Source organism: Asaia sp. Ae19-3, assembly GCF_059801175.1.
Genome location: NZ_JBCHWF010000001.1, coordinates 2,785,564 through 2,803,609 on the forward strand (window position 1 = coordinate 2,785,564; position 18,046 = coordinate 2,803,609).

19 protein-coding genes and 2 tRNA genes are annotated in these 18,046 nt (G+C 59.7%); 14 read left to right on the forward strand and 7 right to left on the reverse strand.

What is annotated here, in order from left to right; translation table 11 throughout:
- Positions 1-94 precede the first annotated feature (94 nt).
- From AAID99_RS12215 to rho, 3 genes are all read left to right on the forward strand, one after another.
- Entirely contained in the window at positions 95-1,081 is a 987-nt protein-coding gene (locus tag AAID99_RS12215) for a magnesium transporter CorA family protein (protein ID WP_188427218.1), read from the forward strand.
- Positions 1,078-1,605: a hypothetical protein gene (locus AAID99_RS12220; RefSeq protein WP_498494016.1), complete on the forward strand. Its 528-nt coding sequence runs from the start codon at positions 1,078-1,080 to the stop codon at positions 1,603-1,605. Before AAID99_RS12215 ends, AAID99_RS12220 begins: the two co-directional genes overlap by 4 nt.
- Positions 1,606-1,829: 224 nt before the next feature.
- Complete coding sequence (gene rho / locus AAID99_RS12225; protein WP_188427220.1) at positions 1,830-3,125, forward strand: transcription termination factor Rho; 1,296 nt, start codon at positions 1,830-1,832, stop codon at positions 3,123-3,125.
- A gap of 179 nt (positions 3,126-3,304) precedes the next feature.
- Here the strand turns inward: rho and AAID99_RS12230 are convergent, their stop codons facing one another.
- Entirely contained in the window at positions 3,305-3,751 is a 447-nt protein-coding gene (locus AAID99_RS12230; protein WP_188427221.1) for a methylated-DNA--[protein]-cysteine S-methyltransferase, read from the reverse strand.
- A 13-nt stretch (positions 3,752-3,764) separates the two neighbouring features.
- On the opposite strand from AAID99_RS12230, the gene mnmE reads away from it, so the two are divergent.
- From mnmE to AAID99_RS12260, 6 genes are all read left to right on the forward strand, one after another.
- Complete coding sequence (gene mnmE, locus AAID99_RS12235; RefSeq protein WP_229719879.1) at positions 3,765-5,069, forward strand: tRNA uridine-5-carboxymethylaminomethyl(34) synthesis GTPase MnmE; 1,305 nt, start codon at positions 3,765-3,767, stop codon at positions 5,067-5,069.
- Between the two features lie 7 nt (positions 5,070-5,076).
- A complete protein-coding gene (gene mnmG / locus AAID99_RS12240) occupies positions 5,077-6,933 on the forward strand; it encodes a tRNA uridine-5-carboxymethylaminomethyl(34) synthesis enzyme MnmG (RefSeq protein ID WP_498494017.1) in 1,857 nt (618 codons plus the stop codon).
- Positions 6,930-7,511: a 16S rRNA (guanine(527)-N(7))-methyltransferase RsmG gene (gene rsmG / locus AAID99_RS12245; RefSeq protein WP_188427223.1), complete on the forward strand. Its 582-nt coding sequence runs from the start codon at positions 6,930-6,932 to the stop codon at positions 7,509-7,511. The genes mnmG and rsmG overlap by 4 nt, the downstream gene beginning before the upstream one ends.
- Positions 7,501-8,313: a ParA family protein gene (locus AAID99_RS12250; protein ID WP_498494018.1), complete on the forward strand. Its 813-nt coding sequence runs from the start codon at positions 7,501-7,503 to the stop codon at positions 8,311-8,313. The genes rsmG and AAID99_RS12250 overlap by 11 nt, the downstream gene beginning before the upstream one ends.
- Complete coding sequence (locus AAID99_RS12255) at positions 8,310-9,197, forward strand: ParB/RepB/Spo0J family partition protein (protein ID WP_188427225.1); 888 nt, start codon at positions 8,310-8,312, stop codon at positions 9,195-9,197. The genes AAID99_RS12250 and AAID99_RS12255 overlap by 4 nt, the downstream gene beginning before the upstream one ends.
- 85 nt (positions 9,198-9,282) lie before the next feature.
- Positions 9,283-9,358, forward strand: a tRNA-Lys gene (locus AAID99_RS12260).
- A 288-nt stretch (positions 9,359-9,646) separates the two neighbouring features.
- On the opposite strand, the gene AAID99_RS12265 is transcribed toward AAID99_RS12260, so the two are convergent.
- From AAID99_RS12265 to AAID99_RS12285, 5 genes are all read right to left on the reverse strand, one after another.
- A tRNA-Gln gene (locus AAID99_RS12265) sits at positions 9,647-9,721 on the reverse strand.
- A 46-nt stretch (positions 9,722-9,767) separates the two neighbouring features.
- Positions 9,768-10,397, reverse strand: coding sequence for a TetR family transcriptional regulator (locus tag AAID99_RS12270; RefSeq protein WP_188427263.1), 630 nt, complete (start codon positions 10,395-10,397; stop codon positions 9,768-9,770).
- Positions 10,398-10,493: 96 nt separating this feature from the next.
- Positions 10,494-11,291, reverse strand: coding sequence for a pyrroline-5-carboxylate reductase (gene proC, locus AAID99_RS12275; RefSeq protein ID WP_188427226.1), 798 nt, complete (start codon positions 11,289-11,291; stop codon positions 10,494-10,496).
- Positions 11,288-11,794: a type III secretion system chaperone family protein gene (locus AAID99_RS12280; RefSeq protein WP_188427227.1), complete on the reverse strand. Its 507-nt coding sequence runs from the start codon at positions 11,792-11,794 to the stop codon at positions 11,288-11,290. The genes proC and AAID99_RS12280 overlap by 4 nt, the downstream gene beginning before the upstream one ends.
- A gap of 158 nt (positions 11,795-11,952) precedes the next feature.
- Positions 11,953-12,237, reverse strand: a complete 285-nt coding sequence (locus AAID99_RS12285; protein ID WP_188427228.1) for an accessory factor UbiK family protein — start codon at positions 12,235-12,237, stop codon at positions 11,953-11,955.
- A gap of 206 nt (positions 12,238-12,443) precedes the next feature.
- Between AAID99_RS12285 and rfaD the strand changes: the two genes are divergently transcribed.
- Genes rfaD through AAID99_RS12305 form a run of 4 tightly spaced genes read left to right on the forward strand, consistent with a single transcriptional unit; the run spans position 12,444 to position 15,979 of the window.
- Positions 12,444-13,424 carry an ADP-glyceromanno-heptose 6-epimerase gene (gene rfaD, locus AAID99_RS12290; protein WP_498494019.1) on the forward strand — a complete coding sequence of 327 codons (981 nt, stop codon included), beginning with the start codon at positions 12,444-12,446 and terminating at the stop codon, positions 13,422-13,424.
- Positions 13,425-13,432: 8 nt separating this feature from the next.
- Positions 13,433-14,266: a prolipoprotein diacylglyceryl transferase gene (gene lgt, locus AAID99_RS12295; protein WP_188427230.1), complete on the forward strand. Its 834-nt coding sequence runs from the start codon at positions 13,433-13,435 to the stop codon at positions 14,264-14,266.
- Positions 14,259-15,053: a peptidoglycan editing factor PgeF gene (gene pgeF / locus AAID99_RS12300; RefSeq protein ID WP_498494020.1), complete on the forward strand. Its 795-nt coding sequence runs from the start codon at positions 14,259-14,261 to the stop codon at positions 15,051-15,053. The genes lgt and pgeF overlap by 8 nt, the downstream gene beginning before the upstream one ends.
- The gene (locus AAID99_RS12305) at positions 15,050-15,979 is read left to right on the forward strand and encodes a hypothetical protein (protein ID WP_188427232.1); all 930 of its coding nucleotides are present in this window, start codon (positions 15,050-15,052) and stop codon (positions 15,977-15,979) included. The genes pgeF and AAID99_RS12305 overlap by 4 nt, the downstream gene beginning before the upstream one ends.
- 70 nt (positions 15,980-16,049) lie before the next feature.
- On the opposite strand, the gene AAID99_RS12310 is transcribed toward AAID99_RS12305, so the two are convergent.
- The gene (locus AAID99_RS12310; protein ID WP_498494022.1) at positions 16,050-17,054 is read right to left on the reverse strand and encodes a glycosyltransferase family 61 protein; all 1,005 of its coding nucleotides are present in this window, start codon (positions 17,052-17,054) and stop codon (positions 16,050-16,052) included.
- Positions 17,055-17,292: 238 nt separating this feature from the next.
- On the opposite strand from AAID99_RS12310, the gene AAID99_RS12315 reads away from it, so the two are divergent.
- The gene (locus AAID99_RS12315) at positions 17,293-18,018 is read left to right on the forward strand and encodes a CsgG/HfaB family protein (RefSeq protein WP_188427234.1); all 726 of its coding nucleotides are present in this window, start codon (positions 17,293-17,295) and stop codon (positions 18,016-18,018) included.
- Positions 18,019-18,046 lie beyond the last annotated feature (28 nt).

Here is an 18,046-nt window from a genome sequence, read left to right on the forward strand (position 1 = left end):
CACGGCAAGCGGGTTTCTGCGATACCAGAGGGGCGGCATGACGTCCATTCCCGACCCGCAGGGGAAAGCTGTCTGAGCCGGAAAGGAAGGTTCGATGTTTCTAGCGCATCCTGTGGGGCGCCCTATTCATGAGATCGTTGCCGCCGAAGATGCGAAAAACGTCTCCTGGCTCGATCTGATCGAACCGAGCGAAGACGAGATCAGACTGGCAGAGGCCGTGACGGGGTTGAGCCTGCCACGCCGTGATGCGCTGGAGGAAATCGAGAGTTCGTCACGTCATTACCGCAAGGGAGATGTCATCTATCTCTCGACGCCTCTTGTACGCATGATCGATGACCGGCTGACGACCTATCCTGTCGGTATGGTCGTCTCGCCCAACTGGCTGATCACGCTGCGCTATGCAAGCTATACGGCCTTCGAGACCATGAGTCGCGATCTGGCGGCCAATGATGTCGATTTCGCCCTGTCGGATGTGCCCGAACTCGCCATTCACCTGCTTGAGACCATCGTCAATCGTCTGGCGGATATTCTCGAAAACGCCGGGCATACCCTCGATACGATTTCACGCACTGTCTTTGCCGACAAGCGCTCGCGCAGGCGCGTGCGCAATGCCGATGTGCTGCGCCAGACACTCAGGAAGCTGGGCGAGAGCGGCGATCTGACCTCGTCGATCAGGGAAAGTCTGCTGGGGGTGGATCGCATAGGGATGTTCCTCGGCGATGCGCGCTATTTCGAGTTTCGCGATACGCTGCAGACGCGGCTGCGCATCATGGGTCGCGACGTGGCCTCACTGAACGACTACGTGGCGCAGATGACGGTCAAGGTACAGTTCCTGCTCGATGCGACGCTGGGCTTTATCAGTATCGACCAGAATGACGGCATGAAATTGCTGACCGTGGTGAGCTTCGTCGGTATTACCCCGACCCTGCTTGCGGGTATTTACGGTATGAATTTCAAGATCATGCCGGAACTCGAATGGCGCTACGGCTATTATTATGCGTTAGGCCTCATGGCTTTCTCGGTGCTGCTGCCCCTGTTCATTTTCTGGCGCCGGGGATGGTTTGGAGATCGTTCATCGTGAACCGGTACGCTCTGTCTGTTTTCCTACTCGCATTGGCTTCGATTGCCCATCAGGCTCTGGCTGGTCCCGTTACACAGACCACCACTCAGCAGGCCCAGGCGATGCTCGACAAGCTGGTGCAGGAGCCGCTGAAATTTGAAGGGGCAAGCGACTTCCCTCTCGGCTTCCGTCAGGCGCCTGGCTATCAGGGCAGGCAGCCAACCCGCGTGCTGATCGGCTATCATCTCGATGGATTGCAGATTGCAGGTGAATTCGTTGCACTCGATGCCGAGAACCGCCCGCTCCAGGCCGCGCCTTTGAACGGCCATCTTCTGGAAGCGAGCCGGGGCGAAACTGCGATAGCCTGTCGTGTCTACATCGCGCTTCCCAGCACATTGCATCTCAGCGGCATGTGCGGCCCGGCCCTAATCTCGGGGGCCTATAGCGAAAAGGTGAAAGCCCAGCCCCTGATGTTTCTTCTGCCCGGCCTGGGGGAAGGGGAGAACAGCTCCGGTGAGTACCTGATGAAGCCCTGGCGCGGCTGACCGGCACTATTGACAGAAAGCGTTATTTCTCATTAGACTGAACAGCAAGAGCCGCATGCGTTCACTGCATCGCGGCCTCTCTCACAAGACCTTTCGTCTTCGCTCATCGTCGGGCCCGGTTCTGCGGCCCATCTGACGGGGCATTCTTTCGCGATCGATCATCTGTCACGGATACGGATTCCGTCTCCCGAGCAGTGGACTATAGCCCATCTAAGGCGCTTTTCATGCATCTTGCTGAACTCAAGAAAAAATCACCTGCCGATCTGCTGGCCTATGCTGAAGAGCTGCAGATCGAAAACGCGTCCTCAATGCGCAAGCAGGACATCATGTTCGCCATTCTCAAGACCCTGGCGGATAATGATCAGGCCATCTATGGCGAAGGCACGCTGGAAATCCTGTCTGACGGTTTCGGCTTTCTCCGCTCACCCGAGGCCAATTACCTTCCTGGCCCGGACGATATCTATATCTCTCCCGCCCAGGTGCGCCGCTTCGGCCTGCGTCCCGGTGACACGGTTGAGGGTCAGATTCGCGCGCCGCGCGATGGTGAGCGCTATTTCTCGCTGCTCAAGGTCAACTCGATCAATTTCGAAGAACCTGACTCCGTTCGTCAGCGCATCAATTTCGACAATTTGACGCCGCTCTATCCCGAGCGTCGCCTGCGTATGGAAGTCGAGCAGGTCGGTGCCCCCGAGCCGCAGCCGACCGGCAAGGGCAAGAAAGACCAGCGCGACTACACGCCGCGCGTGATCGATCTCGTTGCTCCCATCGGTATGGGCCAGCGCGCCCTGATCGTGGCCCCGCCCCGCACAGGCAAGACCGTGATGCTGCAGAGCATCGCCTCGTCGATCAGTGCCAATCATCCTGACGTCTTCCTGATCGTTCTTCTCATCGACGAGCGTCCTGAAGAAGTGACCGACATGGCCCGCTCGGTGCGTGGCGAAGTCGTGTCGTCCACCTTCGATGAGCCCGCGACCCGCCACGTTCAGGTGACTGAAATGGTGCTCGAAAAGGCCAAGCGTCTGGTGGAACACAAGCGTGACGTTGTGATCCTGCTCGACTCGATCACCCGTCTTGCCCGCGCCTACAACACCGTTGTGCCCTCGTCGGGCAAGGTGCTGACCGGCGGTGTCGATGCCAACGCCCTGCAGCGCCCCAAGCGCTTCTTTGGTGCGGCGCGTAACATCGAGGAGGGTGGCTCGCTCACCATCATCGCCACGGCGCTGATCGATACGGGCAGCCGCATGGACGAAGTCATCTTCGAAGAGTTCAAGGGTACGGGTAACTCCGAACTCATCCTTGATCGCAAGCTCGCCGACAAGCGTACCTTCCCGGCTATCGATATCACCAAGTCGGGCACACGTAAGGAAGAACTCCTTGTCGATCGCGCCATGCTTTCGAAGATGTGGGTGCTGCGTCGTATCCTGTCGCCGATGGGCACGATGGATGCGATGGACTTCCTGCTCGACAAGCTGAAATACAGCAAGACGAACCAGGATTTCTTCGACGCCATGAACAACTGATTTTCGGGTCAGTTCGTGACGGTCAAGCCGCTGGGTGCCTGTGGGTGCCCGGCGGCTTTTTTTATGGGGCTTTACCCCATCCCCCGCCAAAGGGCCGTCGCCCTTTGGAAACCTTTAAATCGGGATGAAAGGGGCGCGCCCCTTTCCGGGGGACGGGGCAGCGCCCCGTGAAGGCCACGTTAGAGCGCGACACCTTCCAGACGCAGCAGATAGCGTTTGTCATCCAGTCCGCCTTCACCCGAATAGCCCCCGAGATGGCCTTTGCCGAGCACACGATGGCAAGGGATCAGAATGGGGATGGGGTTATGCGCCATGGCGCCGCCGATAGAGCGGGCGGAGCCGCCAGCCCTGGCAGCCAGTTCGGCATAGCTGACGGTCTGCCCATAGGGAACGTCGCGCAGGGCCGCCCAGACCGCCTTGCGATAGGTGGTACCCCAGGGCGTCAGTGGCAGGTCGAAACTTTCAGGCTCACCATCGAAATAGCGTTCCAGCATGGTCTGGGCGCGGGTAAGAAGGGGTGTCTTTTCCTGATCGCGTCCCCATCCCCAATCAAGGGCGACGATGGCGCCTTCATCCTCGCTGAGGGTGAGGGGACCGAGAGGAGAATGCAAAGAGAGCTGGGGCATAGAAGGAATTCACATGGTTGACGCGATGGAAAGCCCGGCAGCGCGCAAGGGCGAAGTCATTTTCGCTCTGGCGACAGGGGCCGGACGGGCGGCGATCGCCATCATGCGCGCAAGTGGTCCCGGCGCTCAAGAGGTGCTGGCCGGGTTGTGTTCAGACCGCCTTCCACTGCCGCGACAGGCGAGCCTGCGAGCGCTGCGTCATGAGGGCGAGCATCTGGACGATGCCATGGTGCTGTGGTTGCCGGGCCCGCGTTCCTATACCGGTGAAGACGGGTTCGAACTGCATCTTCATGCCGGGCCCGCGGTGATCGATCGTGTTGCCCTGGCCCTGACCGTACTTGGGGCGCGACCGGCCGAGGCGGGGGAGTTCACGCGTCGTGCGGTGCAGGCTGGCAGGCTCGATCTGCTGCAGGCAGAAGCCATCGGCGATCTGGTTGAGGCCGAAAGCGAAAGCCAGAGGCAGCAGGCGCTGGCCCAGGCCGATGGTGCGCTCAGCCGTCTATACGAAGGCTGGAGCGAGCGTCTGAAAATCCTTTTGGCGCATCAGGAGGCATTGATCGACTTCCCGGACGAAGATCTTCCGGATTCTGTCGAGCAGATGCTTGCGAACACACTTGATGATCTGCGCGCGGCGTTGAGTGCCCATCTGGCAGATAAGCGCGGTGAGATTGTGCGGCGCGGTCTGACCGTCGTGATTGCAGGCGCGCCCAATGTCGGCAAGTCGAGCCTGCTCAATTATCTGGCTGGCTATGATGCGGCCATCGTGACGCATCGTGCCGGGACGACGCGCGACGTCATTGCCATCGACTGGCTTTTTCATGGCGTACGCCTGCGCCTCGTCGACACGGCGGGGCTGCGTGAGACCGAAGACGAGATCGAGGCCGAAGGTATCAAGCGGGCGATGTTTCACGTGGAACATGCAGACCTCGTGCTGCACGTGATGGCGGGTGAAGCCGAAATGCCGTTGCGGCCTGATGCGCTTCTGGTGAGCAACAAGATCGATCTGCAGCCCGCCATTGCGGGTAGCCTGGGGTTGAGTGTGCAGACAGGCGAAGGGATGCAGGCTTTCGAGGCGGCGCTTGCTGAACGCATCAAGGGGCTGACGGCTGGGGTAGGTGCCCCCCTGACCCGTGCGCGCCACAGAGCCGGAATTGAGGAGGCACTGCTTTATCTCGACCAGGCGCGCAATGCTTCCTGGCCAGAAGTGAGGGGTGAGGCGCTACGTCTGGCCATGCGCGCGCTCGGGCGCCTGACGGGACAAGTTGATGTCGAGTCCCTGCTGGATGTGATATTTGGACAATTCTGCATTGGTAAATGAGGGCTGTGTGAACGAGTTTGATGTTGTCGTCATAGGCGGCGGACATGCGGGAAGTGAGGCGGCGGCAGCTTCGGCACGGTTCGGTGCGCGTACGCTTCTTCTGACCCAGAAACCCGAAATGATCGGTGCCATGTCGTGCAACCCGGCGATTGGCGGCATAGGCAAGGGCCATCTGGTGCGCGAAATCGACGCGCTTGACGGCCTCATGGGGCGTGCTGCCGACCGGGCAGGTATTCATTTCAAGCTGCTGAACCGTTCCAAGGGGCCTGCCGTGCACGGGCCGCGTGCGCAGGCCGACCGCTATCTTTATCGCAACGCCATTCAGGCGCTTCTTGCAGAGACGCCCAATCTGACCATCCTCGCTGGTGAGGTGGCTGATCTGGAAATTCACGACGGTCGTGTCACGGGTGTCGTATGCGAGGACGGGCGGGTTTTCAGATGCGGCGCTGTGGTCGTCACCAGCGGCACGTTTCTGCGCGGGGTCATTCATATCGGTCATACACAGGAGCAGGCGGGGCGCATCGGTGAGCGCCCGGCAGCTCGTCTGGGTGAGCGGCTGGAGGCAATGGGCCTGCGTATGGGGCGCCTCAAGACCGGTACACCTGCGCGTATCGCACGAGACTCGATCGACTGGGAATCGCTCGTCGAAGACAAGGGCGATGCGCTGCCGGAGCCTTTCAGCCGCCTGACTGACAGGATCACGACCGATCAGTTGTCATGCCGCATCACCACCACTACGCCCGAAACGCATCAGATCATTCGCGATAATCTGGCGCTTTCTGCGCTCTACGGCGGAGCGATTGCAGGAAGGGGGCCTCGCTATTGTCCGTCGATCGAAGACAAGGTCGTGCGCTTTGGCGAGAAGGACGGGCATCAGATCTTTCTCGAGCCTGAGGGGCTGCCGGGTAATCCGGGCGGCGATCTGGTCTATCCGAACGGGATCTCTACCAGCCTGCCCGCAGATATCCAGGCGCTGATGATCGCTTCCATTCCGGGGCTGGAAAAGGCGCGTATCGTCACGCCGGGCTACGCTGTGGAATATGATTATGTCGACCCAAGAGAGCTGGCGCCCAGCCTTGCGCTGACAGCCATGACAGGGCTCTATCTCGCAGGGCAGATCAACGGCACCACCGGCTATGAAGAGGCTGGTGCGCAGGGGCTTCTGGCCGGGCTGAATGCCGCCCGTTTCGTGGTGGGGAATGCGCCCCTCATTCTGGGTCGCGATCAGGCCTATCTGGGGGTGATGCTCGATGATCTCACGCTTCAGGGGGTGTCCGAGCCTTATCGCATGTTCACATCGCGTGCCGAGTATCGTCTGAGTCTGCGTGCTGACAATGCCGATCTGCGTCTGACAGCACTGGGCAAGGCCATGGGCTGTGTCGGTGCCGAGCGGGCAGCGAAGCTGGAAGAAGATGAAAGCGCTATTGCTCAGGCGATGGAGCAAGCGCGTCAGGCTCTTCACGCGCCGCAGGATCTGGCAGCGCAGGGCATCACCGTATCTCAGGACGGAAGGCGCCGTTCGCTGCTCGATGTGCTATGCGGCCAGACTGAAGAGGGGGCGGTCGAGCGTCTGGCGCCGTGGTTTGCGGCGTTGCCTTTGCGTGTGCGGCGGCATGTCGAGACTGAGGCCCGCTACGGTGGCTACCTGCAACGACAGGAGCGTGAGATCAGGCAGCTCGCCGGCGAGGCGCAGATCACTCTGCCAAGCGATCTCGATTATGCCCGCATCGGCGGGCTGAGCAGTGAAATGAAGGAGCGTCTTTCACTGGCAAGACCGGCCAATTTTGCTGCCGCGCAGCGTGTGCCGGGTGTGACACCTGCTGCCATGATTGCGCTTCTGGCTCATGTGAGGGCTATGGCATGAATGGCGTTTCACGTGAAACCAGAGAACGTCTGGAAGCCTTTGCAGCAATTCTCGAAAAATGGAATGCGCGCATCAATCTGGTGAGCCCGCGTGATATGCCTCATCTGTGGGAGCGTCATATCGAGGATTCTCTCAGGCTGGTGCCATATATCGAGCACGGTTCCCGCGTGATCGATCTCGGCTCCGGCGGGGGGTTCCCGGCGCTCATGATCGGGATCGCCTGCGACGCCGAGATGGTCATGGTCGAGTCAGACCAGCGCAAATGTGCCTTCCTGCGCGAGGCGGCGCGAGCCTGCGGTGTGAAAGCCCAGGTCGTGTCCAGGCGCATCGAGCAGGCAGAGGTTGCGCCTGCACCTTATGTGACGGCACGGGCTCTGGCCTCGCTCTCACAATTGCTGGAATGGAGCGCGCCATTTCTTCTGCCGGAGGGAAAAGCCCTGTTTTTGAAAGGGAAAAATCTGCCGGACGAGTTGACCGAAGCCGAACGGTGCTGGCACATGCAGCATAGAATTCTGGACAATCGCGCCGCCTCAGGGGGCGCCATCATCGAGATAAGCGATATCAGACGTGTCGACTAACGACACGGGCAAGAAGGCCCGTATCCTCGCCATCACCAACCAGAAAGGTGGTGTGGGCAAGACCACAACAGCAATCAATCTGGCCGCGGCGCTTGCCAGTACGCAACGCGTGCTGCTGGTCGATCTCGACCCGCAGGGCAATGCCTCGACCGGGCTGGGGGTTGATTACAATGCCCGCCAGATCGGCAGCTATGCTGCCCTGATGCAGGAGGCGCCGCCTGAAAAGCTACCCCGCCCGACCGAGACGCCCAATCTCGATATCATCGTAGCCAACACCGATCTGGCCGGCGCCGAGATCGAACTGATTGGCGGCGAGCGACGCGAGTTTCGCATCCGTGAGGCGCTGGAAGCCCTCTCGGGTCGCTATGACGTCATTCTGATCGATTGTCCGCCAAGCCTCGGGCTGTTGACGCTCAACGCCCTTGTGGCGTCCGATGCCGTGCTGATTCCGCTGCAATGCGAGTTTTTCGCTCTTGAGGGGATCAGCCAGATCGTCCGCACGGTCGACCGAGTGCGCCGGGCGTTCAATGCCGATCTGCATGTGGCCGGTATCATTCTCACCATGTACGACCGGCGCAACAACCTGTCAGAACTGGTTGCTGCCGATGCGCGCAATTTCTTCGGTGAGCAGGTGCTTGAGACGCTGATTCCGCGCAATATCAAGATATCCGAAGCGCAGAGCCATGGATGCTCCGTGCTCGAATATGATCGTCGCAGCAGCGGCGCCGCTGCCTATCTCGCTCTGGCGCAGGAAATTGCCGGACGTCTGGGTATCACCGACAAGGAAGGGGCTTCGTCATGAGCAAGAAACCGGCTCCGCGCCTTGGGCGCGGTCTCGCGGCCCTTCTCGGCGATCAGGCCATCGACATGCCCAGAGCGCAGTCTCCCAGCCATGAGAGCGCTCCCAATCCCTCCATGCTCGGTGTCGATCTGCTGGCCCCCGGGCCGTTTCAGCCGCGTGTGGACATGGATGAGGGGCGTCTGAACGAGCTGGCGGATTCGATCCGCAGCCGTGGCGTTCTGCAGCCTATTCTGGTGCGGCCCGACCCCGACCAGAAAGGGCGCTACCAGATCATCGCGGGTGAACGCCGCTGGCGTGCGTCGCAGCGCGCCGGGCTGCATGAAGTGCCGGTGCATGTGCGTCTGCTGGATGATGCCGATGCCATGGCGGCCGCTCTGGTCGAAAACCTTCAGCGCGCCGATCTGAACGCGATCGAAGAGGCAGAAGGGCTGCAAAGGCTTCTAACCGATTATGCGCTGACGCAGGAAGAGCTGGCTGGTGCGGTGGGCAAGTCACGCCCCCATATCGGCAACATCCTGCGCCTGCTGAACCTGCCCGAGGCAGTGCGTCAGAAGGTACGTGACGGGATGCTGAGCGCTGGGCATGCCCGTGCGCTTCTGGCCCATCCTGACCCCTGTGCAGCAGCCGATATCGTGATCGCTCGTGGGCTCAATGTGCGTCAGACAGAGGCTCTTGCCCGTCAGGCCCCGAAGGCCGAACAGGAAGTGATCAAGGCCCCGCGTGATAATGAGCTGGTGCGTCTCGAGCGCGACCTGGCCACGAAGCTCGGGCTCAAGGTCAAGATCGAGTTCAATGGCAAGGGCGGATCGCTGCGTCTCGACTATCGCAGCCTCGACCAGTTCGACACGCTGATGCGTCTGTTATCGCCGGAGAAAGCTTCCTGATAGTTACGGATGCGGAATAGTGCATTTTTCCTCTTGATGCCTGTTCCGCCCCCTGTTAGAAGCCACCTCACCGGAGCGGGGCTATGGGCACATAGCTCAGTTGGTAGAGCAGCTGACTCTTAATCAGCGGGTCCAAGGTTCGAGCCCTTGTGTGCCCACCATTGCCCCGCCGGTACCTCCCTTTACATTATGCACCCAACCAGAAGACCATGATCTTCTATTCATTATCGTGCTCTGGCCAGTTCGCTTTTGTGCCTGAGGCCCTGAAGCGGGTTTGCCTGAATTATGTGGGATTATGGCTACGCGCCGCCTCCAGAGGCTGTTCGGCGCCTTGGGAAGCATAGATCTGCCCTGCACGTCTCTCCTGTTGGAGAAGAAATGCTTCCGGACGTCATGATGCGTGACAGCACAGGGCGCCAGAACAAGCAGAGATTTTCAGAAGGAAACGCTGGCTGGGATGGGAGGGATCGAACCTCCGAATGGCGGAATCAAAATCCGCTGCCTTACCGCTTGGCTACATCCCATTGCGTGTCAGGGCTTTTAGTCTGCCTCTCGGCAGACGTAAAGCCATTATGTTTCGAGTTCGAGTGAATGATCGGCGATGCCCGTATTGCGGGTTGCCTCTTCCATCAGGCGGTCGGGCGAGGGCTTGAGCGCGCCGTAGCGCTCTGCCTTGTCCAGCGCCTGATCGAGCGCTGCCATGGTCTGGGAGAGATCGGGGCTTTCGTCCTTTTCCCAGGCGCGCAGGGCAAAGCCCCAGACACCTACCAGCGCATTCAGACGCATCGCCCCGCCAAAGCCGCTGCGGTCGATACCGCCGAGATCGGCCATCCAGCGCATGGTGTCGAGCGTTGCGGCGCCGAGAATGACGGCAAGGCCCGGTTCGGTCGGCAGGGCCTGCAGCACGGCGCGAATGCCCTCGCGATATTGCTGGAAGACGTCAAAGCGACGCATGAAGAGGTCAAAAATACGCTCGCGTACAGAGCCGCCAAGACCATCGTCCCGGAAAGCCGACTCATCGGCCAGTCGCCCCAGGCGAAGCAGCAATGTGTGACGGAAGGCAAAGCGGGCACGGACTTCATCGACTGCAAGTCCGGCTCGATGCGCGGCCTCTACCAGCGAGAAACGATGCCAGCCCTTATCAGCGGCGAGGGTGAAACCCGCCTCCAGAAGTGCGAGATCAAACTCTTCGCGATCGATATCCGTCATGAACCTGTCCCTGTCTTGAAGCGCCCGATAATAACCTATGGGCGCGTCGTGACAATCGAATGACAGGTTCAGAGGCGGGTTTTCGTCTCAGGAGGCCATCTCTTTCGCCCGTGCCATGGCCTGGTCAACGGCCCTGGTCATGGTCTCGGGCCACGCTTCCGGTGCCATGAGGACATCAAGTGCCCTGGCAGTGACGCCATTGGGGCTCGTGACGTTCTTGCGCAGGGTCGCGCTCTTCTCGTCCGAGGCAGCAATCAGCGCGCCTGCCCCTGACACCGTACCGCGCGCGATGAGCCGCGCCGTTTCGGCAGGCAGGCCGACACGCAGGGCCTCCTTTTCCAGCAATTCGGCCAGAAGGAAGACATAGGCCGGGCCACATCCCGAGATTGGCGTCAGGGCTTCAAGCTGGGCTTCGCTCTCGACCCAGGCAACGTCGCCCACGGCCGAAAGCAGCGCCGTGCAGAGCGTGCGTCCGTCCTCATCAAGATCCTGACTGACGACGCCTGTCACGCCCTTGCCAATCGCCGCAGGCGTATTGGGCATGGCACGCACGATCTTCGTGCTGGCGGCGTCACCACAGGCGGCGCGCAGGCTGTCTATGGTGCGTGCAGCCAGCATGGAGATGATGATGGCGCCATCAAGGAACGGACGCAGCGACGCGAGCGCCTCTTCCATTCCGGCTGGCTTGACCGCCAGAATGATGATGTCGGGTTTGAAATCGGCAGGAATTTCACTTGCTGTGCGGGCCAGGCGATGAGGGGCAGGCGGGGCAGCGCAGCTGCGGTCGAGAATGACCGAAGGGGCGACGCCCTGTTCGAGCCAGCCCTGCCAGAGTGCGCCGCCCATCTTGCCGCAGCCGACGAGAAGTAGAGAAGGCAGGCTCATGCTTCACCCATACAATCGAGCATGGCGGCTTCGAGGGCTTCTGCCGGCGTCTTGCCGCTCCAGAGTGTAAACTGGAAGGCGGGGTAGAACCGCTCGCATTCCGTGATGGCGATATCGATCATGTCTTCCATGCTTTCTGCGGCAAGGCTGGTCGCACCGCGCAACAGAACCGAGTGCCGGAAAACCGGCGTGCCGGTCTCGAGGTCGAGGCTGAAATGCCCGATCCAGAGACGCTCATTGGCGAGCGCGATGAGTTCGTACAGAGCCTTGCGGCGATTGGCGGGAGCCCGCAGGTCGAAGGTGCAGGTGAAGTTCATGGCCGCAATTTCGCGGGACCATGAAAAATACAATCCATAGTCGCACCATTTGCCCGGCGCTTCGGCGGCCATTTCCGATTCGGTACGGCGGTCGAACGCCCAGTCATGGCCGCAGACGATCTGCTCCATGACGTCGAGCGGATTGGTATCCTGATGCGAGGAGGAGGAGAAGGAAAGAGCAGGCATTCGGGACTCCCTGGGCCGGTGATGCGCGACGCGAGGCGGTGCGCATCATGATGTCTGCAAAGATATGAAAACCCGCGGAAATCAGACCGCGAATCGTCATATCAGGTCACGTTACGGATGCCCGGCCCCGGTTGCAAGGACGCAGATATCCGCAGAGTTCAAGAGTGCGATGAAGGGGCGGTAACGGCTTTTTCCAGATCGGCGAGACGCTCCTCGATACGGGCGAGGCGGTCATTGGCATCTTCCTGGGCCATGCGGGCGCGGGTGGCCAGCTCACGGGCCACGTCGAGCTCGTCGCGACGCACCAGATCAAGCGAGGAGAGCACTTCGTCGATACGGGCGCGTACGACGGCGTGAAGCTCTTCGCGCAGCCCAGTCAGGGCCGAGAACGCGCCTCCGGCGGCGCCTGCAAGATCATCGAAAAAACGGGGCCGGTCTGCCATGGCGGTTTCCTTGCTGTCTTGGCGTCCGGTCTGGCGACCGGGCGATTATGAGGCCCCCGTGCGTTCAGTCGGGGCCAAGCTGTGCCCAGACTGACTCTCACCTCTGCCAAGAGCAACGCAGGAGGCCCCGTCAGGGATGCCCGTGCCGCGTTTTTCTCCGGCTGGTGTGGCTTGGAGGTTGCGTTGCGGCGTCTTATACAGGTTCCATGATGATCGTCACCGGCGGCGCCGGATTTATTGGTTCGTGCCTGGTCGCTGCGCTCAAGGCGCGGGGCGAGGTTGTCGCGGTCGTGGACCGCCTTCGTGACCAGGGCAAATGGCGTAATCTTGCCCAGCATCCGCCCGATCTGCTGATCGATCCGGACGCGCTCGAGACGTTCCTGTCGAACTCGACCGAGATCACTGCCGTGTTTCACATGGGGGCGATCAGCAGTACCACGGCCCGTGATGGTGATCTGGTGTGGCGCACCAATGTCGAGCTGTCTGAAACCCTGCTCGACTGGTGTGCGGTGCGTGACGTACCGTTCTTCTATGCGTCTTCGGCAGCCACTTACGGGGCGGCAGACAGGCCCGAGCTCTTTTCCGATGCGCCTGACTCGTTGTCCGCGCTCAGACCCCTCAATCTTTATGGCTGGTCCAAGCATGTCTTTGACCAGCATCTCCAGGCCCGGATCGACTCGGGTGGTCTGATGCCACGCCAGTGGGCGGGGCTCAAATTCTTCAATGTCTATGGCCCCAACGAGTATCACAAAGGGTCGATGATCTCCGTCGTGAAGGTCAAATACGACGAGGTGATGCGCGGTGCACCGGCGAGGCTTTTCCGTTCTGACCGGCCAGATCTGGAAGATGGCGCTCAGGCACGCGATTTCATCTGGGTAGGCGACCTGATTTCGGTCATGCTCTGGCTGCACGACCATCCTAGGGTCAGCGGGCTTTTCAATTGCGGCACGGGCACGGCTCGTACCTATGTCGATCTCGCCAATGCCGTGTGCGATGCCGCGGGTGTGCCGCGCCGCATAGAGTTCATCGACATGCCCGAGTCTTTGCAGGGGCAATATCAATCCTATACCTGTGCCGACATGACCCGTCTGCGTGAAGCGGGCTATGATCGACCCTTCACCTCGCTTGAAGACGGTATCACGCGCTATGTGCGCGATTATCTCGCGACGCCAGACCCCTATCTGTAAAGTTTCCCATGCAATCCCACCCGATCATCCTGCCCCAGTTCGATCCGATTGCCGTTCATCTGGGGCCACTGGCCGTGCATTGGTACGCGCTGGCCTATATCCTCTCGATCCTGATCGGGTGGAAAATCGCCATCCGGCTCTGCGGCCTGGCGCCGCGTGCTGCGACACGGGAACAAGTGGATGATTTCGCCTTCTGGGCCATGCTCGGCGTCGTGCTCGGGGGGCGGCTGGGATATATCCTGTTCTACAAGCCGGGTTTCTATCTCACCCATCCGCTCTCCATCCTTGAGGTCTGGCAGGGGGGAATGTCTTTCCATGGTGGTGCGCTGGGCGTGATTCTGGCGCTTGCCTGGTTCACCTGGCGCAACGGGCTCAGCTTTCTGTCTTTCTCCGACCGCATCACCATCATCGTGCCGCTCGGTCTTGGGCTTGGCCGCTGTGCGAACTTCATCAATGGTGAATTATGGGGACGCCCGGCGCCGGACTGGCTGCCCTGGGCGATGGTGTTTCCGACGGGCGGCCCTGTCGCGCGTCATCCCTCGCAGCTTTATGAGGCGCTGACTGAAGGGCTGCTGCTGCTTGCTGTCATGCTCGTTGTCGCGAGCCGCCCCTGGGCGCGCATGCGCTATGGCTTTCTCTCCGGTCTGTTCCTGTTCGGCTATGCGGTGGCGCGCAGCTTCTGCGAGCTTTTTCGCGAACCTGATGCGTTTATCGGCTTTCTGCCTTTCGGCGTGACGATGGGGCAGGTGCTCTGCATTCCGATGGCGCTGGCCGGGCTTTGGCTTATGGCCTATGGCATGCGTCACCCGCATTCGATCGAGGGAGAAAAGGTCGATGGCTGATCAGGCACCGCGTGGCTGGGTGCTGCAGGCAGATTCCTTGGCCTTTCTGCGTCATGGCTTCTTCACCCGATTGGGCGGCGTCTCGCCCAGCCCGTTCAATTCGCTCAACTGCTCCCTGGCCTCTGCCGACCGGCCGGAAAACATTGCCGAAAATCGTGGTCGGGTTGCGCGGTTTCTTGGGGTCGAAGCGCCCTCGCTGCTGGGGCTGACGCAGACCCATTCAGCTGATGTTGTGACCCTGACGCACGGAACGCCTGTCTGGCAGACCGGACGTGGCCCCAAGGCCGACGCGCTCGTGACCGATCGCGATGATCTGGCGCTTGGTGTCATCACCGCCGATTGCGGCCCGGTTCTGTTTGCCAGTCCCGATGGCCATGTCGTGGGCGCAGCCCATGCAGGATGGCGTGGAGCGGTCGGAGGCGTACTTGAGGCAACGCTTTCGGCCATGGCAGCTCTTGGTGCCGGGGATGTCGTGGCCAGTGTCGGGCCCTGCATCCGTCAGGAGAGTTACGAAGTCGGACCCGAGATGCGCGAAGCCGTGCTCGATACCTCTCCTGAGGCGGCCCATTTCTTCCTGCCTGCCTTGCGTGACGGACATTTTCTTTTCGATATGCCCGGCTACTGCCTTCACAGATTGCGTCGTGCCGGGCTGCACCATGTTTCTGCGGTAGGGCTCGATACGCGTTTCGATGTCAGGCGCTTTTTCAGCCACCGTCGTCGCACCCTGGCCGGTGGTGGTGCGATTGGCCATCAGATTTCGGCCATCCGGGCAGGAGCCCGGGCATGAAGGGGTCTCTGAAAGCCTGTATCGGTCTGTTCAGCACCATGACCCTGCTGGCAGGGTGCGTGGACATGCCGCATCCGTTTGGTGATCCCGGACCGGAAGGCCGTCGTCTGGCACTGACCACGCCGCCGCCGCGTCTGGCGGTGCCGACCCCGCCTGATTCGTTGCTCGATAATACGGCCTCGGCGCTCTGGGCGAGAGAGGTCGCAACCCAGCTGGTTGATCAGTCACTTCCTGCGGTGGCGCAGCCAGCCAAGCCCGGTGACTGGTGGCTCAAGCTCTCTGCGACCCTGCAGGGCAGCGATGTGACGCCGCATTATGTCGTGATGATGCCCAATGGCGAAGCGCGCGGCCACTGGGATGCGGCGCCCGTCCCGGCTTCCGTCTGGGCGCAGGGCGAAAAGCCTGTGCTTTCCTCGCTGGCCGCCGCATCGGCACCGCAGATCAGCTCGGTTCTGACCGGTATTCAGGCTGCGATGATGCAAGCTGACCCGCATAGCCTCAAGCGCCGCCCCGCCAAGGTGTATTTCAAAGGCGTAAAGGGCGCCCCCGGTGACGGGAATGTCTCGCTGGCGCGCGCTTTTACTGCAAGCTTTCCTGACAGGCATGACCAGTTGCAGAGCACGCCCAAGGACGCCGATTACAGCGTCGAGGCGATTGTGACCGTGAGCGATGGCCCTGCCGGCACGACTGGCCACCCAAGCCAGCATATCGAGATTTCATGGCGCACAGTGGCTGCCGACGGCAAGGAGGCGGGCGCTGCCACGCAGCTACATGATATCGACGCCCATTCACTGGATGGGCCTTGGGGGGATGTTGCCATGGCCGCAGCTTCCGAGGCAGCGGGTGGCGTGCATCAGATCATCACCAATTACTCAGGACGTGATCACAAGCCCTTGCCACCGGAAACGCCTGCGACGAAAAAATAGCCCCCCTTGCCATGCAGGTGCGGCAACATGTTGCTCAAGGCATTACCGCCCCCATGCGCTATAGCGCGCTTCAGCCAAGGCGCCGTATGGCGGTGACAATCTCGGCCCCAAGAGCGCCAGGCCTCGTGATACGGTAACGCTGAGAGGTTGCATCCTGAAGCTTGAGAAAGGGTGACACATCCAGATAGAGGGCCCTGTTTCCCGCAATAGAATCGATCATGCGCTGTGTGCCAAAAACATAGCCGTCATGATTGAGGACGATGAGCGTCTTGTTCTCGAAGAATGCCGCATTCATGAAAGCCGAGCCTGAAAAGCCGATGAAAACGGCGTGGCTATCCCAAAAAGCCAGCTGCTCCTGCAATGAGAGACATTCAGGATGACAGGATCTGATGCCGAGAGCCATCAGAAGGCTCGTCAGTTCGTCTTCTCCGTCATAACTGCGCGTGGGTGAACGGGTCAGACTGCGAGAGAGAAAGACTGGATATTTCTCAGGCGCTGTCCCACGGGAGCCAAGAATCTTCCTTCCCAGTTCCCGCATGAATGTGCCCCAGATTTCGTAGCAATGTGCGTTTTCGATAAAAGCTGGTTCGGCAACCATGATGTTTCTCATCATGGTATTTTCCGGAACATGAAAAATCTGTGTCTCGTTGATATTCAGAATTTCGAATATTCTGCTCATGAACGGGAGGTTTTTTTCCGAAATCCTGCGATTGGGGAAAACATATCCCGCGTAATGACGCTGCCATTTCTGAATATGCCAGAGACGCTGCAACGTGCTGGTGAGAAAATGGCCAAAATGGTCGTGAAAATAGCCCAGCCAGAAGCAGTCTTCCGGTCCGTCACAGACAGGTAGATCAGGCGAGATCACCCGCGGAGCGTAAACATGATAATCGAAGGTGCCGGCAATATTTTCCCCTGCGCAATAAGTGGCGTTTTCAATCAGAATACCAGCAGGTGTATAAAGCGTGTGATGGCGTACGAGCGCGGCCTCATGATGGGAAAACGAAGGGTTTCCCGTCAGAACAAGTGACCTTCCAAACGTGTTCGGGCAATGAAGATCTTTTTCTTGCAACATTACTTTTAATATTTAAATTATTTTCACTGATAAATAAATATAAAACATAACATATAATAAATAACTATTTGATAAAAATTACAAATACAAAAACAATATGATAAAATATCTTAAAATTATCTGTTGGGTAACATAGGCAGTATGGAAACGATGAAATTTATCGCGGATATCTTTCTTAAGTATCGAAAAATTTATCACACCCGGAGATTGTTCAATATTTTATGAGGTTATTTTTATCATGAAGAATTCTCTGATTCTTTGGTGTATTGACTGGATAATAACGATCAAGGACACGGTTCTCGTGCGCGTAAAAATTTTCATCTCCGGAATGCTGTCATCAGCCCTGCTTCTGGCAGGCTGTGCGACAGAATCCTCACATACTCTGCCCGTGCCTCCCGTTCAGGTAGCGCAGACGCCCTATAACGGGCCACGCATCCCGATTGCCGCAGGTAAATTCGCCAACAGGTCGAACTACATGAACGGGATCTTTTCCGATGGTATTGATCGTCTGGGAAACCAGGCGCGCGTGATTCTTCTGACGCGCCTGCAGCAATCGGGCCGGTTTTCGGTCATGGATCGGGATAATCTGGCCGAGGGAAAGCAGGAGGCAGGATTCCTGCGACAGGGGCAGTCGATCCAAGGCGCGCAGTATCTTGTAACCGGCGACGTGACGGCGTTCGGTCGCAAGGATGTGGGCGATATGCAGCTTTTCGGTATTGCCGGTCGGGGGCACAGCCAGATTGCCTATGCCAAGGTGAGCCTGCAGATCGTCAATCCTCTTACCTCCCAGATCGTGGCAACCAGCGAAGGGGCAGCAGAATACAGCCTGTCCGATCGCGAAGTGATCGGGTTTGGCAGCACAGCCGCCTATGACTCGACCCTCAATGGCAAGGTACTCGATCTGGCTATCCAGGATGCCGTGAACCATTTCGCCCAGGAGGTCGATTCGGGTCAGATTCACTGACTCTCTGTGACTTCGATCCTACTTATAA

Coding starts and splice junctions, on each gene's coding strand:
- AAID99_RS12215 (WP_188427218.1), top strand. CDS start 95: ATGTTTCTAGCGCATCCTGTGGGGCGCCCTATTCATGAGATCGTTGCC.
- rho (WP_188427220.1), top strand. CDS start 1,830: ATGCATCTTGCTGAACTCAAGAAAAAATCACCTGCCGATCTGCTGGCC.
- AAID99_RS12230 (WP_188427221.1), bottom strand. CDS start 3,751: ATGCCCCAGCTCTCTTTGCATTCTCCTCTCGGTCCCCTCACCCTCAGC.
- mnmE (WP_229719879.1), top strand. CDS start 3,765: ATGGTTGACGCGATGGAAAGCCCGGCAGCGCGCAAGGGCGAAGTCATT.
- rsmG (WP_188427223.1), top strand. CDS start 6,930: ATGAATGGCGTTTCACGTGAAACCAGAGAACGTCTGGAAGCCTTTGCA.
- AAID99_RS12255 (WP_188427225.1), top strand. CDS start 8,310: ATGAGCAAGAAACCGGCTCCGCGCCTTGGGCGCGGTCTCGCGGCCCTT.
- proC (WP_188427226.1), bottom strand. CDS start 11,291: ATGAGCCTGCCTTCTCTACTTCTCGTCGGCTGCGGCAAGATGGGCGGC.
- AAID99_RS12280 (WP_188427227.1), bottom strand. CDS start 11,794: ATGCCTGCTCTTTCCTTCTCCTCCTCCTCGCATCAGGATACCAATCCG.
- AAID99_RS12285 (WP_188427228.1), bottom strand. CDS start 12,237: ATGGCAGACCGGCCCCGTTTTTTCGATGATCTTGCAGGCGCCGCCGGA.
- rfaD (WP_498494019.1), top strand. CDS start 12,444: ATGATGATCGTCACCGGCGGCGCCGGATTTATTGGTTCGTGCCTGGTC.
- lgt (WP_188427230.1), top strand. CDS start 13,433: ATGCAATCCCACCCGATCATCCTGCCCCAGTTCGATCCGATTGCCGTT.
- pgeF (WP_498494020.1), top strand. CDS start 14,259: ATGGCTGATCAGGCACCGCGTGGCTGGGTGCTGCAGGCAGATTCCTTG.
- AAID99_RS12305 (WP_188427232.1), top strand. CDS start 15,050: ATGAAGGGGTCTCTGAAAGCCTGTATCGGTCTGTTCAGCACCATGACC.
- AAID99_RS12310 (WP_498494022.1), bottom strand. CDS start 17,054: ATGTTGCAAGAAAAAGATCTTCATTGCCCGAACACGTTTGGAAGGTCA.
- AAID99_RS12315 (WP_188427234.1), top strand. CDS start 17,293: ATGAAGAATTCTCTGATTCTTTGGTGTATTGACTGGATAATAACGATC.